Below are 14,522 nucleotides of genomic sequence, written 5' to 3' on the forward strand. Positions count from 1 at the left end.
GGGCGTCGCGGATGTTGGACTCCGGCAGATGCAGCAAACTCGCACAGGCCCAGATGCCGTCATACCGCGCGATTTCCGATACATCGGCAAAGGTGCGATGCGCGATCGGCAGCCCTGTTTTCTGCCGCGCCAGGTCAGCAATGGCCTCGGAGCCATCAAAGGCCGACACCCGATACCCCTGCTGATGAAAATACAGCGCATCCCGACCAGAACCACAGCCAGCGTCTAGAATATGCCCGCCCTCGGGAATCTCCGACAAGAACTGCTCATAGAGAGACACCATTGATATCCCGAATGTGGCTTCAACGAACTCAGGTGCGTTGCTGTCGTAATAGCGAAGGGTGTCGGTCATGTACTACTGTCTTAGTCGGAGACGTTAGCACTCAGCCTGGGATCCCAGATCTCCTGCCCCTTGAGTGCAGTGCGTATCTCGTTGTCGATGTTTTGTTCATCGGATTTCCCTAGCTCCAGACAGCGGGCTTCAATTTCGGCATAAGCAAAGGCGCTGGCAATTGCCGGTATTTTTCGAAAAGCGGCTTCGTCGATCTCGCCTCGTATGTAGCTGTAGTAATGCCTGATATCCTTGGTTCCACGCAGGCGCCGGAATACCGTCCTAAGAGTCAGTGTTCGATGCGCAACGGGATCCTTTTCTATGGATAGGCCGATCTCGAAATATGGTTGCCGCCTGTGATCTCGAAGAGAGGAAAATCCCTCTCCAAGGCCTCCCGGGCCTGCAAAGAGATCAATTATTGGAATTGGCATTCGAAACCTTCCCTCCATTTGAATCCTGATACATCACGCAGTCTCCCCAAACAAGGCAATGACAAAATACAATTCCCGGGCTGTCACAGGCAGTCATCCATATTGGAAACGTGGATTCCCAGCCGCATGGGGATGGCAGTTATTTTTTGCTTCCATCATCTTTACTCCCAGTGGCGCCACCCGACTTCACCCACTCGTCGACTTCCTGCGCCTTGAACTTCCACAGTCGCCCAATACGATGGGCGGGCATGTCCCGTCCGCGAATCCACGCATAGACGGTGTCCTTGCTCACACCGAGGTATTCGGCGATCTCTTCGACCGATAGCCAACGTTCTGACATAGCCTTCCTACGTGAAGTCAAAATCCGGGCAGACTGCCAATGTTGACATGAATCATTGGCCAGGCATAGTGTATTGACATGATTTGGTATGATTTGGTCGGATTGGGTCCGATCCATCGGACGCGTGCCACAGCTGCCGCCAATCATTTCTTTGTCATCCAGAGACGGTAAATGAAGCTCTCCGAGCTGAACCGGGAATCCGGTGGCCCCTTCTCGCCCCAGTCAGGATCGGGCTGCAATTAAGGTTTCATTCGCCTGCTTCTGCAGATAATCGCAAGCACTAAGGAGTTCTTCGAAGGGTAGGGCATCGCCGACCATCACTTTGTCGGCCAGCATGGCTGCATAGTCTTGAGCGAGCGCAGTTTTGGCGGTGCCCTCGGGAACAATTGCCAGTTGGCCACTGATTGCCGCTATATAGTCAATGGTCCGGCCGTCCTTGTCCTTTTCGATGAAGAAGTGTGACTTATGTTGAGCGACGGTCAAAGCTACGGCGTGATCGGAGATTGCTGTTACAAAGTGTTGGCTTCGACTTATAGCGGCCAGATCATGCCAATGTCGGGCGTACCGTTCTCCCAGGATGCGACCCTGGACACAGAATGCGTGCGCAGCCGTTGCTTTTTCCCAGAAGGTTCGGGTCAGACTCATGACCTGTGGTGATGCGGTCGGAAATGTCACTTCTGTCAGGTGTTCGGCAATATCGCACTCTACAGAGTGTGTTTCGTGTGGTTCACCGGTCGCTCGGCCGCCGAATTCCAGTGTGACCACTGGTGCAATATATCCTGTGCCTTCGGCAAGGGGAGGGTAGTGCAGCAATAGCTTATCATTGTCTTTCCCTCCCAACTCAAGCCGGGCTTTGAGCGACTCTTTGACCAGTGCGGTTTCAATGATCGGTTGAATATTGGTGGTGATCCATTCGGGCAGGCGATGACGTACGGCTTTCGTCCACTTGCCGGCTTGACTTCGGCTGAGGGGCAGTTCTCCGCCTGCGCCTATAAGGTCTGGGATCAGCTTGCGGATATTGCAGGTCAGATCGATGTCTTCCGAAAAGCGATCAATGACCCTGTAGACCTTCGATAGGGATGTGCCGCCCTTGAAAGTGAGGTCAATTCCTATTGCTGTCTCGAATAGGGTACGGAGTGCCCACACCACCCAAATATCCTTTTCGAGCAGATGGGCGGGGCGCCCGGTTTCGGCTCGGACGTATTCGAGTGCCTCCCGTTGATCCTTCTGGCTGAGCTCAAAAAAACTTTCAGGCATGCGCCGCTTCCTCGCCGATGGCCTTCGCCATCCAGGAAGGCAGAGCAGAGCGAGCTGAAGTCAGCGCTTTCCATTCAGCGGGGGGAAGGGTGCGATGCAGTGATGCCAGAGACACATCGGCATGTGTCGGCCCGATCCATGCCAGTGCCCGCACGGCTTCGCCAGCTGGCCGTGTTCCCAGGGTCAGCATCCAGCGCGGGGCGTGTTTTACCAGGATTTCCCCTTTGCCCAGTTTAAGTTTTCGGGTGCGACCGGAGGTCAGGTAGACCTCTTTGATGGGAACCTGTTGAGTCAGGCCCAGGGCGTTGGCTGAATTTGCGCCGTGTGGAACGACGATTTCACCACTTCGCTTGGCCAATGACCTCACGACTTTTTCAGGAGCAGGGGCGCGTGATCCAAACCGGCTGACTACCGGGGCGACGTAGGTACCCCGAGCCACCCGCAACAGTTTGCCTTCTCTGGCCAGTCGCGAGAATGCCTGATCTACAGCGGCTCGGCTTCCCAGATGAAGAAACTCCTTGGGAGACATCACGCCGCCCTCAGAAAGGGAGCGGGCACGTCGCAGAATTGTCTCGGGCAATGTGTTCATTATTTTTTCTTTGGGTGATGTGAGAAGTTTACATCGGTTTCTGACATTGGGGAATCAAAATGGTTTTGCTATTCTTCATTGGGGAGACGAGCTGAGAAGTGGATTTTAGGCCGAGCAGCCTTTATAGGCAGCCATAAACTTTTGCTCTCCGGACACTTTAAATATGCGTCATAGCATCAGAGGATCGATATCCAGATGCCAGCGTACTTTTTTTTGGGCGGCGAGTGTGTGCAGGCGTTGCTGCCAATCAAACAGAAATTCTTGCAGGTGCTTGCGCGAATGAGCATGCACGAGTAGCTGCGCGCGTTCCCGGCCTTTGAGACGCATCATCGGCGCAGGGACCGGATCGAATAGTTGAATCTGGCCGAATTGCTCGCAGGCAGTGGCTATTTTCGCAGCCTTGCCAAGAAAAGCCAACGCACTGTCAATGACGATTGCTTCTGCGCGCAGTACGGCCTGATAAGCAAATGGCGGGAAGTGGGTCAACTGGCGTTCTCTCAGGAGAGTGCGGGCATGGCTGTCATAGTTTTGGCGGCTGAGTGCCTGATATAGCGGATGATGAGGGAATTCGGTCTGGATGAGAACCGTGCCAGGGATGTCTGCCCGGCCGGCACGCCCGGCCACTTGCATCAGTTGCGCGAATAATTGTTCTTCCGCGCGAAAATCGGTGCTGTAGAGTGATGCATCGGCGTTGAGGATGCATACCAGTGACAGATTGGGGAAGTCATGTCCCTTCGCAAGCAGCTGGGTGCCTACCAGAATATCCACTTGTTGATTCTGAACGGCATCGAGCACCGATTGCCAGGCATGTTTGCGGCGTATGCTGTCACGGTCGACGCGCAGGATGCGCGCTGCGGGAAAATGGCTGCGCAGGGCCGCTTCGATGCGCTGGGTGCCTTGACCGAACGGCAATATATCTGGATCGCCGCATTCCGGGCAGGCGGCTGGAACGGTTTGCTGGTGTCCGCAATAATGGCAACGCAGCTGCCGGGCATGCAAGTGCACAACCAGACGGCTGGAGCAGCGCGTGCAGGCTGCAACCCAGCCACAGGATTTGCATAACAATACCGGCGCGTAGCCACGACGGTTGATGAATACCAGACTTTGCTGCTGTTGCGAGAGTGCTGTCTGTAATGCAGTCAGCAAGGGCTCGGTAAGTCCTTCCGGGGCTTTGGTCAGGCGTAAGTCGATGCAGCGTATGACCGGTAACGTTGCGCCGCTGACTGCACGGGAATGCAGGCGTAATAGCCGGTAATGCCCTGCAAGAGCATGCTGGTAACTTTCCAGTGAAGGGGTGGCCGAACCAAGAATGATGGGTACACCAGCTTGTTTTGCCCGGTAAATAGCCAGATCGCGGGCGGAATAGCGTAAACCATCTTGCTGCTTGAAAGAGAGATCCTGTTCTTCATCGACTACGATCAGGCCCAGTTCGGGTAGTGGTGTAAACACAGCCAGGCGGGTGCCCAGGACAATGCCGGCCTTGCCTTGTTGCGCAAGTAGCCAGCCTTGCAGCCGTTCATTGTCATTCAAACCACTATGCAGACTGACCACAGCCGTTTCTGGAAAGCGCTGCTTGAACCTTGCTTCCAGCTGCGGGGTAAGATTGATTTCGGGCACCAGCAGCAACACCTGCCGCTGCTGTTTCAACAGCGCGGCAGTGACACGGAGATAGACCTCGGTTTTGCCGCTGCCCGTGATGCCGTGTAACAGCCATGAGGCAAACATGCCAGTATCGGCCAGAATGGCGGCTATGGCGGCGTTTTGCTCGGGTGTCGGGCTGGGCGGCTCTGTTTGGGCGGTGGGGAGCCCCGGCACGAGAGGCATTTGCGTGACCCAGTCCAGCGCCAGAAATTCACGCAGCAATTTCCGGTTGTGGGCGCTCATCTGCTTGAAAGCTTCGGGTGGAATCTGGCCATTATCCTGGAGCGTGGTGAGCAGCAACCGTTTTGCTCTCGATCTGGCTGGGATATCGGTGGCGTCGAGCAGGCGCCCCTTGTCTGTGATCACCCATGCAAATGCCCGGGACGGCTGGTCGATCGTCAGTTTGAACTGGCGTAACCGGTTGGGTATGCTGTTCATGACCACTTGCCCGATGGGGTGGTGATAGTAGCGATTGCAGAACTTGAATAATTCAAGCAAAGCGGGCGGCAGGGGAGGGATGTCGCGGTAGATCCGCTCGGCTTGCTTGAGCTTGTTGCTCGGAATAGCGGTGTCTGCGCAGACAGACAGGATAATGCCCAGTGTTCGCCGCTTGCCAAAAGGCACACATACGCGCAGGCCAATATCGGCTACGCTGGCATCCGGAGCAAGGTAGTCGAACAGGCAATCCACTGGCACATCAAGCGCGACACGGATAATTGCCATGCAGTAGCTTTTTGGGGCCGGTTTGTCGAATGACAGCGACGTAACCGGCCCGCTGGTGAATCAACGCCCCTGGCGGGGTTTGATTAAATGGAAATACGGTACAGGGTAAAGAGTGCTCGACCTTCCCGGCTAAGGGTTGCGCTTTGGCCATCCGTATCGATTTCGAACGTCAGCGCCTGCCCGGTATGTTCCGATAGACCGGCGCAACCGCTGGTGTTATAGATGAAGGTGGACAGTTTGAGCGCACTGCTGGCGGTATCGTATGCGTACGTGGCAAACTCTACGCCAGGCTTGGCGCAGGCAGCGGGTGCCGATTGACCTGCTGTGCCGGTTGGATCGACCAGCATATAGCGATTGTTGGCAAAGAACAGCAAGGTGGGTGTCTTGATGGTGTCTCTGCTCTCAGCCCATGCGCCGACAATATCGCTCGGGTTGTTATCCATTTTCATATAGCGCGTTTCTTGAACCTCGGTCTCGGCAACTTCGTCATCGGAGCTGAGCTCGATGGGTTTCGAAATATGAAACAGCTCGCCAAACAGACTGGCTTGTTCTCTTTCCCGCTGGACGACCACAATATCCGACATGATTAATTCATCGCCGTCGGTATGGATGCGCCAGGAAGGGCGCGGGTGCGAGAGGCCGGACTGAAGATTGGTGTCGACTTCTGTCGTGCTGGCAAGTTTGAAGCCACGTTCATCAACCTCGGTGGCTTCGGCGACACCGTATTCCACACCGGCCGTGAAAACCACTTTGCTGCCACATGAGCGATTGGCATCACAGACATCATCTGCCGTCGTGATGCCATGCAGATATTCTCCGCTGCCATCGGTTGACATGCGAAAGAAGCTGGCGCCGGAATCGTCATAATTCGCCCAGAGATGGTTGCCGAGCAGATTGACCGCTTGAGACAGAAAGTGTGCATTTGCCTGTTCGGCGGTTCTGATATCACCTGGAATATCGGCAGCTTCCCGCGCAGCAAGCAGGGCGGGCGCGTTGACAAAATCCTCGGGCGCCATTTTTAGATCGATAGATGTATCGAGTGCAGCGGCCGCGGCTTGGGGGATGGTGATGCCATTGCCTGGATCATTGTCAGCATCGAGTGACTGAAACAGAATCAGCAGGTTTTGCAGCTTGTTTGCATGGCCAGCAGCCAATTCAATCGGCGTGATGAGGGCCGCTCCAGGAACTTCACCCAGGTTCAATTGACCAATCCGGAATTCAACGTGATCACCGTAGTTGAATTTGAACAGGCCCGCTGCGTCAGTGATGCCTGATGCGCCTGAAGATGCAGAATAGGATACGCCCTCAATGGCGGCATCCGTCAATATTCCGGTGGCCGGGCCTTGGCGCAATGTTGTTGATTTTCCGCTGGTGGTTGTGTCTTGTGCACTGTCACAGGCTGTCAGCGTTAATGCGAACAAGCTTGTGAGCAGCAATGGGATAGCCGTTTGCTTGTAGTGTAATTTCATTGAGTCAATTTGTCTTGTGTGTTATCAATTCCGATGATCATTGATCGCGCCCGGTAATTGTAATCTTATGAAAGAAGAGGATAATGCGGCGTTCAACGATTCGGGTGGGTCATTACGTTATCCAGCAATTATAGTCGATGCACGAAGGGATGTGATTAAATCCTCAAAGTGATTGGCTGTCCAACGGGATGCTGCACATGTTGTAAGGCTGTATAGCAGGGAAATGGTCTTGAGCCGTTTTCATGGTTTTTTCAGTGGTTGATTTCTTATAGCATAAAAATATTTGATTTATGATGATTAATCAGGAGGTCGTACTTAAAAAGCATATGTCCAGCTTAGCACAAGTTTTGGATTCCGCCGAACTGCACCCGCAGCTTCCCGTGGAATGGTATCTGGATCCACAGGTGTTTGAGATCGAAAAGCAGATTTTGTTCGATCAAGGCCCTGGATATGTGGGTCACGAACTGATGGTTCCCAATAAGGGAGATTATTATGTATTGCCATGGCAGGACAATGCCAGGATGTTGGTCCATAACGAACATGGTATCGAGCTCTTGTCGAACATCTGCCGCCACCGTCAGGCATTGATCCTGGAAGGAAAAGGCAATACCAGAAATATCGTCTGTCCGATTCATCGCTGGACCTATGCAACCGATGGCAAGTTATTGGGTGCGCCTCATTTCAAGAAGAACCCTTGTCTAAACTTGAGCAAGACGACTTTGCAGCAATGGAATGGACTGGTTTTTGCGGGCAAGCGCGATATTGCGCAGGAACTGAGCAGCTTGAGCATACAGGAGGAATTTGATTTCTCCGGGTATGTGCTGGATCGCATGCAGATTGATCATTACCCATGTAACTGGAAAACATTCATTGAAGTCTACCTGGAAGACTATCATGTTGACCCATTTCATCCGGGGTTGGGGCATTTTGTCGACACGAGCAAACTCGATTGGGAATTTGGTGATCGGTACAATGTTCAGACTGTCGGCGTGAATCCCAATTTTGCTCGGACGGGCTCTGAAGTTTATGCTGGTTGGCATGCTCAGGTATTGCAGCAACATGAACAACGGCTGCCGCGCCATGGTGCCATCTGGTTGCTCTATTATCCTAATATCATGCTTGAATGGTATCCGCATACACTCGTGATCAGCACCATCCACCCGACCGGTGTGGAAACATGCATGAATGTGGTCGAGTTTTACTATCCGGAAGAAATCGCTTTATTTGAACGCGAATTCGTGGAGCAGGAACAGGCCGCCTATCGAGAAACTGCGAAGGAAGATGATGAAATATGCAGACGGATGACTGCCGGGCGGCGAGCGCTTTATCAACAGGGAATCAACGAAGTGGGCCCTTATCAAATGCCAATGGAAGCCGGTATGGCCCATTTCCACAATTTTCTGCGGCGTGAAATTGGGCACCGTCTGCCCAAGCGCTAGCATTTCCCATTAGATGGCTGCGTTGTGGATGCTGGCGGCTGGCTTCATGTTTGCCTGCATGGGTGTATTGGTCAAATTGGCTGCAGTCTTTTTTTCTAATACGGAGCTGGTCTTTTATCGATCGCTGGTCGGGGTGGTGGCCACTTTTTTGATGATGCGGATCTATTCCATTCCGCTGGCTACGGCGTATTGGAAAATCCATTGCTGGCGCGGGCTGTCCGGGTTATGCGGGGTACTGTTGTTTTTCTACTGTATCTTGCAATTACCGTTGGCGACAGCTATTTCTCTGAATAATACCTGGCCTTTGTTTCTGGTTTTTCTGGCCGTCATGTTGTTGAAGGAGAATTGCAATTGGCGGTTGGCTATGGCCGTGTTATTGGGCTTTCTTGGTGTGATTTTGCTGCTTCGGCCAACCTTGAACGAAGGCCAATGGGATATGGCGCTGATTGGGCTGGGTTCCGGCTTGTTTGCCGGCGTCGCGCATTTCAACGTCAAACAATTGAGCGCACTGGGTGAATCGGACTGGCGCATCGTATTTTATTTCACGCTTATGTGTACCGTGATCACTGGTGCCTGGCTGGCGTTTACCACCTTTAGCCCTGTCAATACAGAAGGGTTGATATTGGTTCTGGGCGTGGGGGTGACTGCAACCTTGGCACAGCTTGCACTTTCTCGCGCACACCGGGGTGGCAATACGGTCGTCGTTGGCACACTCGCCTACAGCTCGGTATTGTTTGCAGGACTGCTGGACTTGTTCTTTTGGAACGCATGGTTGCCTGTCTCGGCATGGCTGGGAATGGGGCTGATTGTGCTGGGAGGACTTCTGAGTATCCGGGTGATGCCGGCAGCGGTCCGCAAGCCTGGTTGAATCCCAGAAATTGCACGTATCAAAACCTTATTTGCAACCTAACCACCATTTAACTATGATTGCGGACTCATAATTCGGAGTAGACGACCATGATTAGTATCGAAAAAACCGGGCATTTAATCACCGTTGCGATTATCGGTGAATTCACTCTTGATGATTTCAAGCAGTTTGAAGATCAGGTGCTTTATGAATTTCATTTCAATGGCGAGGCCAATTTGCTGCTTGATTGGCGCGACATGGTGTCATATACCGTGGATGTCGCATGGGAAGAGATCAAGTTTATGCGCGAGCACGGCAGCCAAATCAATCGTGTTGCCGTGGTCACGGATAATCAGTGGCAGATATGGAGTCTTTGGGTTTCCAATTTGTTTACTGATGCAGAGGTTGTCGTGTTCTCGGATTATGATGAGGCAAAAGCCTGGGTCATGGCATGACTGTTTCCCCCGGTTATTGAATGAAACTGTAAACCGATTGGTTGTCTCCGGTTATGGATGATTTCATCGTGGCGAGAGTGTTGCATGTCCTCGGGGTTGTGCTATGGATCGGTGGGGTGGCGATGGTGACTAGCACAGTGCTGCCGATGATCAGGCGGATGCCATCCGCTTCTGATGGTCTGGAGATTTTTCGGCGCATCGAGAAACGCTTCGCACGACAGGCGCGTTTCACCACCTTGTTGGTGGGGCTGTCCGGTTTCTATATGATGCACCTTCTGGATGCCTGGGATCGCTTTGCTGAACTGCGATTCTGGTGGATGCATGCCATGGTCCTGGTCTGGATGATATTTACAGTATTTCTATTCATACTTGAACCGCGGGTATTGCCCCATCAGGGGCATGGGCGCACGCTACCTGATCCAAAAGCCATGTTAACAAGAATGCAGCGTATGCACTGGATATTGCTCGGTATCAGTCTGATTACGGTTGCTGGTGCTGTGGCAGGCAGTCATGGCTGGCTATTTTCTGGGGAATGGTAATGGACTATGCAATCTTGAAACTGCTGCATGTAACCTGCGTGATATTCAGTTATTTACTATTTTTGTCGCGTGGGTTGTGGATGTTGCGTGCCTCCTCCGTATTGCGGCAGCGCTGGGTAAAAATCATGCCGCATATCAATGATACGATCTTGCTGGCGAGTGCGATTGCCTTGGCCATGCTGACGCAACGAAATCCAGTGGAGGAGCCCTGGCTGGCAGCGAAAATCGGCGGATTGTTGGTATATATTGCCCTGGGTATGATCGCTTTCAGGTTCGCCAAGACCCGCCGCGTCAAGGCCACGACTTGGATACTGGCGCAAGGCGTGTTTATTTACATCGTCCTGGTTGCTTTGACAAAAAATCCCGTTTTGGTCTGATTTTGCTGTTTGAGAAATTATCAGGCGATTGCGGGGTGGGGTGTTATGCCATGCATGACAGGTTTTTTTGCGGCATTGCGATGAAGGCGTTTGACTTTTTTCTTACGCTAACAGATAATCCTCGATTATTTTGTACCACAGAGGAAAATCAGTGAAAACCTTTTCTGCCAAACCACATGAAGTCAAGCATGAATGGTTTGTGGTTGACGCAACCGATAAAGTTTTGGGAAGATTGGCGGCGGCTATTGCCCATCGCTTGCGCGGCAAACACAAGCCCATTTACACACCGCATGTAGATACCGGTGATTACATCGTGGTCATCAATGTTGATAAATTGCGGGTAACGGGCAATAAAGCCGAAGACAAGATATATTATCGTCACAGTGGTTATCCTGGTGGTATTTACCAAACAACTTTCCGCAAGATGCATGAGCGTTTTCCTGGCCGGCCGCTTGAGAAGGCAGTCAAGGGGATGTTGCCGAAAGGTCCGCTGGGCTATGCCATGATCAAGAAGCTCAAACTGTATGCAGGGGATACGCATCCTCATGCCGCTCAACAACCACAACCACTGGAAATCAACGCTTAATCTTATGGCGATTCAATATAATTACGGAACAGGGCGCAGAAAAAGCGCCGTCGCGCGTGTTTTTATCAAACCGGGCACAGGAGTTATTACGGTTAATCGCAAGCCTGCCGATGAGTATTTCTCGCGAGAAACTGGGCGTATGATTATTCGTCAGCCCCTGGAATTGACGGGCAATACTGGTAATCTGGATATTATGGTCAATATCCGCGGCGGTGGAGAGTCTGGTCAGGCCGGTGCTGTGCGTCACGGCATTACCCGCGCATTGATCGATTACGATGAAACGCTGAAACCTGTTCTGAGTAAAGCTGGTTTTGTCACGCGGGATGCGCGTGAAGTAGAGCGGAAAAAAGTCGGCTTGCGCAAAGCTCGACGCCGTAAGCAATTTTCAAAACGTTGATCGATGCACATTGCTCAAAAAGCCGCCTTGTTGGGCGGCTTTTTTGTATCTGTATCAATTTTTCATCAATTGCAGTGCAATTTATGTCATAAATTGCCTTTATTTCAGTCATAACCGGTAATTTGGATGATCAAGGTTGGCATTGTAGGTGGAACAGGTTACACAGGCGTTGAACTGTTACGGATTCTTGTACAGCATCCCAAAGTTCGATTGCAGGTGATTACCTCTCGGCAGGAAAGTGGAATGGGCGTCGATGAACTCTTTCCGAGTTTGCGCGGACAAGTGGCGCTTAAATTCAGTGATCCGGCCCAGGCAGATCTGGGTCAGTGCGATCTAGTGTTTTTTGCCACGCCCAACGGTGTTGCCATGCAGCAGGCAAGAAAGCTACTGGACGCGGGGGTGAAGGTGATCGACCTGGCTGCCGATTTCAGAATCAAGGATGTTGCCGAGTGGGAGAAGTGGTATGGCATGCAGCATGCATCTCCCGAATTGGTGGCAGAGGCCGTTTATGGTTTGCCTGAGGTGAACCGGGAGAAAATACAGCAGGCAAGATTGATCGCCAATCCCGGTTGCTATCCCACGGCGGTGCAGCTGGGTTTTCTGCCGTTGATCGAAGCAGGTATAGTGGACATTGATCATTTGGTGGCCGATACCAAATCCGGTGTTTCTGGTGCCGGGCGCAAGGCGGAAGTGCATACACTGTTTGCCGAAGCGGCCGACAATTTCAAATCCTATGGGGTGCCAGGCCATCGTCATTTGCCGGAAATCCGGCAAGGGCTGAGCGCGCGCTCCCAAAAACCGGTTGGTTTGACCTTTGTGCCACATTTGACGCCGATGATCCGGGGTATTCACGCAACACTTTATGCACGGCTTCTCAAAGAGACCGATCTACAGGCCTTGTACGAGGAGCGCTATATTGACGAACCCTTTGTGGATGTGCTGCCTGCAGGCAGCCATCCGCAGACGCGATCGGTGCGTGGCTCGAATTTCTGCCGAATTGCAGTGCATCGCCCGCAGGGCGGGGATATGGTTGTTGTGCTGTCGGTGACAGATAATTTAGTTAAAGGGGCTGCCGGGCAGGCCGTTCAGAATATGAATATAATGTATGGGTTGCCTGAAGCGATGGGTATCAAACATGTGCCGCTTTTGCCATAGCCGCTGTTGGTTGGCAGGTGAGGCACCTGCCTGGCCAGAAACCGGTTGCTGTCTCCAGGCATCCCATCTCCTGTGATTTTTAACACCTGAGGCAAGTAAATTGTTGCATCATAAGCCGACCATCAGCGCCTCCAAAATGATTGTGCGTCCTCATGTGCCTTGGTACCGGCGTCTGCTGGTGGCTGTTATCGGCTTGCTGCTGATCGCTTTGCTCGCATGGGGCATGTTTGAAGCCGGACGCACTTCCGTTCCATCGGGTAGTGGCAACCCCGTTCCCGATCCTGCGCTCGAACAAATCCTGGCGTCGAGCAACTGTCTGGAGAAATATAATCCGGCATTGTGCGCGCAGATAGCTGAGCTTGTTAGACAGTTGCAGATCAGTAATGCCACGCGCATGGATCTCGTGAAGCAGGTCAAATCGCTGGATGAAGAGAATGAGCGTTTGCGGGAAGATCTGGCCCTGTTCCAGCGCTTGATTTCTGGAAATGAAGGGCCATCTGAAGCCGAGCTCACCATTCATCGTTTTACGCTTGAGCCAGGACAGCTGCCGGGTGAATATCTTTACACCCTGTTGCTGGCCCAAGGTGGGCAGCCTGTCAAGAATTTCAGCGGTCAACTGGAGTTTGTTGTGGGCCTACTCCAGGAGGGTGAGAAGAAGCTTATTTCGCTCGTGGATGAAAATGCGTCCAAGGGGTTTCCCATCGATTTCCGCTTTTATCACAGACTGGAAAAAAGTTTTCAGGTGCCATCTGAAACGGTAGTGGAAAGCTTGCAGGTGCGTATATATGAGAATGGCGAGTCCAAGGCGATTCTGACGAAAACGATTCAATTATCTCTGTAAGGAATCAGTGTATGTTTGGACGAAAAAAGAAAACCCCTAGCCAGATCGATACGCTCGTTGGGGCCAATACCGTCATCACCGGCGATATTGAGTTTAGTGGCGGTTTGCGTGTGGATGGCCGCGTTTGCGGAAATATTCTCGCAACCGGAGATGAGCCGCACGCAATGTTAGTGCTGAGCGAGCAGGGCGTGATCGAGGGCAAGATCAAAGTGCCGCATCTGATCATTAACGGGATGGTGAAAGGTCCGGTTCACGCAGACCAGGATATTGAATTGCAGCCAAATGCCAGAATCATTGGCGATATTCATTATAAAACTGTCAAAATTCATGAAGGCGCAGCTGTCGAAGGGAAGATGATACGCCAAGAAAGCCTGCAAACCGAAAAGCTGGTTACACTGATGGCGCCTCCTGCTGCCGAACAGAACAAATCCACAGAAAATCCGGAGTAATCCCAATCAAGGTGCATTGAGCTGGAACGACTGCCATGCCTTGTCCTCGGCTTGGAACGGTGATGCTGTTCCAAGGCGTTGTAACACTGTTATCTGGTTTAGGCGCTGTGCAATTCAGCTTGAGCACCAGCACCTGCTGGTGGACTAGTACTCCGTTCCGCCAAACCGCTTACATGAAATTGCGCCTTCGCCTGTCATGCGTTGTTGCAAATCCTCGCCATAGCTACGGCTATGACTGCGGTTTGCGCCTAGCCTGGCAGGCGAATCCATCGATTCCATCATTTGTAAGCTAATTGACGGAACGGAGTACTAGTTGGGATAAACTCCAGCGCTTGCTGTAGTGATATCCTTTGCCCACACCACGCATCGTGGTTCGTCCCATCGTTTAGCGAAGCTATAAATCGAAGAGCCGGATGCGCTAATCGTGCCCGTCCTGATCTGTGAGGAGCCGGCGCGGGTAACCCCCCGGCCGACCTGATCGATAGCGCTATTCTGCTGTCAGTAAAGCGATCAATAAAATTTCGCTCAAAAATTCATGATTGCAAGTCTTGCCACCTTCTTTGCAATTAATTTCACTCTGACCCCGATTATCCCGCGTTTACTGTTTTTGGTAGGCGGATGCGTAATCAGATTGTTGCGACCGCTACTGAATGCGT

General features: G+C 52.3%; 17 protein-coding genes. 10 read left to right on the top strand and 7 right to left on the bottom strand.

Annotated features, from left to right (window positions below):
- The 7 genes from ABTW62_RS12115 to ABTW62_RS12145 all read right to left on the bottom strand — a co-directional run.
- The coding region (locus tag ABTW62_RS12115; protein WP_430904840.1) for a class I SAM-dependent methyltransferase at positions 1 to 352 on the bottom strand (352 nt) is incomplete at its 3' end.
- 11 nt (positions 353 to 363) lie between these two features.
- Complete coding sequence (locus ABTW62_RS12120) at positions 364 to 762, bottom strand: hypothetical protein (RefSeq protein ID WP_430904841.1); 399 nt, start codon at positions 760 to 762, stop codon at positions 364 to 366.
- Between the two features lie 139 nt (positions 763 to 901).
- Positions 902 to 1,102, bottom strand: a complete 201-nt coding sequence (locus tag ABTW62_RS12125; RefSeq protein ID WP_430904842.1) for a helix-turn-helix domain-containing protein — start codon at positions 1,100 to 1,102, stop codon at positions 902 to 904.
- A gap of 222 nt (positions 1,103 to 1,324) precedes the next feature.
- The gene (locus tag ABTW62_RS12130; protein ID WP_430904843.1) at positions 1,325 to 2,359 is read right to left on the bottom strand and encodes a nucleotidyl transferase AbiEii/AbiGii toxin family protein; all 1,035 of its coding nucleotides are present in this window, start codon (positions 2,357 to 2,359) and stop codon (positions 1,325 to 1,327) included.
- Positions 2,352 to 2,948 (bottom strand): DUF6088 family protein, encoded by a 597-nt coding sequence (locus tag ABTW62_RS12135; protein ID WP_430904844.1) that lies wholly within the window; start codon positions 2,946 to 2,948, stop codon positions 2,352 to 2,354. The genes ABTW62_RS12130 and ABTW62_RS12135 overlap by 8 nt, the downstream gene beginning before the upstream one ends.
- Before the next feature lie 168 nt (positions 2,949 to 3,116).
- Positions 3,117 to 5,312, bottom strand: coding sequence for a primosomal protein N' (locus ABTW62_RS12140; RefSeq protein WP_430904845.1), 2,196 nt, complete (start codon positions 5,310 to 5,312; stop codon positions 3,117 to 3,119).
- 83 nt (positions 5,313 to 5,395) lie between these two features.
- Positions 5,396 to 6,781: an adhesin gene (locus ABTW62_RS12145; RefSeq protein ID WP_430904846.1), complete on the bottom strand. Its 1,386-nt coding sequence runs from the start codon at positions 6,779 to 6,781 to the stop codon at positions 5,396 to 5,398.
- Between the two features lie 326 nt (positions 6,782 to 7,107).
- On the opposite strand from ABTW62_RS12145, the gene ABTW62_RS12150 reads away from it, so the two are divergent.
- From ABTW62_RS12150 to ABTW62_RS12195, 10 genes are all read left to right on the top strand, one after another.
- Positions 7,108 to 8,220, top strand: coding sequence for an aromatic ring-hydroxylating oxygenase subunit alpha (locus ABTW62_RS12150; protein ID WP_430904854.1), 1,113 nt, complete (start codon positions 7,108 to 7,110; stop codon positions 8,218 to 8,220).
- Positions 8,221 to 8,233: 13 nt separating this feature from the next.
- Positions 8,234 to 9,088: a DMT family transporter gene (locus tag ABTW62_RS12155; RefSeq protein WP_430904847.1), complete on the top strand. Its 855-nt coding sequence runs from the start codon at positions 8,234 to 8,236 to the stop codon at positions 9,086 to 9,088.
- 89 nt (positions 9,089 to 9,177) lie between these two features.
- Positions 9,178 to 9,522, top strand: a complete 345-nt coding sequence (locus tag ABTW62_RS12160; protein WP_430904848.1) for an STAS/SEC14 domain-containing protein — start codon at positions 9,178 to 9,180, stop codon at positions 9,520 to 9,522.
- Positions 9,523 to 9,575: 53 nt separating this feature from the next.
- Positions 9,576 to 10,061 carry a hypothetical protein gene (locus ABTW62_RS12165; protein WP_430904849.1) on the top strand — a complete coding sequence of 162 codons (486 nt, stop codon included), beginning with the start codon at positions 9,576 to 9,578 and terminating at the stop codon, positions 10,059 to 10,061.
- A complete protein-coding gene (locus tag ABTW62_RS12170; RefSeq protein WP_430904850.1) occupies positions 10,061 to 10,438 on the top strand; it encodes a SirB2 family protein in 378 nt (125 codons plus the stop codon). Before ABTW62_RS12165 ends, ABTW62_RS12170 begins: the two co-directional genes overlap by 1 nt.
- A gap of 151 nt (positions 10,439 to 10,589) precedes the next feature.
- Positions 10,590 to 11,024: a 50S ribosomal protein L13 gene (gene rplM / locus ABTW62_RS12175; protein ID WP_090412674.1), complete on the top strand. Its 435-nt coding sequence runs from the start codon at positions 10,590 to 10,592 to the stop codon at positions 11,022 to 11,024.
- A 4-nt stretch (positions 11,025 to 11,028) separates the two neighbouring features.
- Positions 11,029 to 11,421 carry a 30S ribosomal protein S9 gene (rpsI, locus tag ABTW62_RS12180; protein WP_090412672.1) on the top strand — a complete coding sequence of 131 codons (393 nt, stop codon included), beginning with the start codon at positions 11,029 to 11,031 and terminating at the stop codon, positions 11,419 to 11,421.
- A gap of 126 nt (positions 11,422 to 11,547) precedes the next feature.
- Positions 11,548 to 12,576 carry an N-acetyl-gamma-glutamyl-phosphate reductase gene (gene argC / locus ABTW62_RS12185; RefSeq protein WP_430904851.1) on the top strand — a complete coding sequence of 343 codons (1,029 nt, stop codon included), beginning with the start codon at positions 11,548 to 11,550 and terminating at the stop codon, positions 12,574 to 12,576.
- A 103-nt stretch (positions 12,577 to 12,679) separates the two neighbouring features.
- Positions 12,680 to 13,417 (top strand): DUF6776 family protein, encoded by a 738-nt coding sequence (locus ABTW62_RS12190; protein ID WP_430904852.1) that lies wholly within the window; start codon positions 12,680 to 12,682, stop codon positions 13,415 to 13,417.
- Positions 13,418 to 13,428: 11 nt separating this feature from the next.
- The gene (locus tag ABTW62_RS12195) at positions 13,429 to 13,866 is read left to right on the top strand and encodes a bactofilin family protein (protein ID WP_430904853.1); all 438 of its coding nucleotides are present in this window, start codon (positions 13,429 to 13,431) and stop codon (positions 13,864 to 13,866) included.
- Positions 13,867 to 14,522 lie beyond the last annotated feature (656 nt).

It is taken from the genome of Nitrosomonas sp. ANs5 (assembly GCF_050584665.1).
GTDB lineage: Bacteria > Pseudomonadota > Gammaproteobacteria > Burkholderiales > Nitrosomonadaceae > Nitrosomonas.

What these genes read in the sequence shown, in the direction of transcription:
- ABTW62_RS12165 (WP_430904849.1), top strand. Translation starts at nt 9,576, where the DNA reads ATGGATGATTTCATCGTGGCGAGAGTGTTGCATGTCCTCGGGGTTGTG.
- rpsI (WP_090412672.1), top strand. Translation starts at nt 11,029, where the DNA reads ATGGCGATTCAATATAATTACGGAACAGGGCGCAGAAAAAGCGCCGTC.
- ABTW62_RS12130 (WP_430904843.1), bottom strand. Translation starts at nt 2,359, where the DNA reads ATGCCTGAAAGTTTTTTTGAGCTCAGCCAGAAGGATCAACGGGAGGCA.
- ABTW62_RS12135 (WP_430904844.1), bottom strand. Translation starts at nt 2,948, where the DNA reads ATGAACACATTGCCCGAGACAATTCTGCGACGTGCCCGCTCCCTTTCT.
- argC (WP_430904851.1), top strand. Translation starts at nt 11,548, where the DNA reads ATGATCAAGGTTGGCATTGTAGGTGGAACAGGTTACACAGGCGTTGAA.
- ABTW62_RS12150 (WP_430904854.1), top strand. Translation starts at nt 7,108, where the DNA reads ATGTCCAGCTTAGCACAAGTTTTGGATTCCGCCGAACTGCACCCGCAG.
- ABTW62_RS12195 (WP_430904853.1), top strand. Translation starts at nt 13,429, where the DNA reads ATGTTTGGACGAAAAAAGAAAACCCCTAGCCAGATCGATACGCTCGTT.
- ABTW62_RS12140 (WP_430904845.1), bottom strand. Translation starts at nt 5,312, where the DNA reads ATGGCAATTATCCGTGTCGCGCTTGATGTGCCAGTGGATTGCCTGTTC.
- ABTW62_RS12155 (WP_430904847.1), top strand. Translation starts at nt 8,234, where the DNA reads ATGGCTGCGTTGTGGATGCTGGCGGCTGGCTTCATGTTTGCCTGCATG.
- ABTW62_RS12120 (WP_430904841.1), bottom strand. Translation starts at nt 762, where the DNA reads ATGCCAATTCCAATAATTGATCTCTTTGCAGGCCCGGGAGGCCTTGGA.
- ABTW62_RS12170 (WP_430904850.1), top strand. Translation starts at nt 10,061, where the DNA reads ATGGACTATGCAATCTTGAAACTGCTGCATGTAACCTGCGTGATATTC.
- ABTW62_RS12160 (WP_430904848.1), top strand. Translation starts at nt 9,178, where the DNA reads ATGATTAGTATCGAAAAAACCGGGCATTTAATCACCGTTGCGATTATC.
- ABTW62_RS12145 (WP_430904846.1), bottom strand. Translation starts at nt 6,781, where the DNA reads ATGAAATTACACTACAAGCAAACGGCTATCCCATTGCTGCTCACAAGC.
- ABTW62_RS12125 (WP_430904842.1), bottom strand. Translation starts at nt 1,102, where the DNA reads ATGTCAGAACGTTGGCTATCGGTCGAAGAGATCGCCGAATACCTCGGT.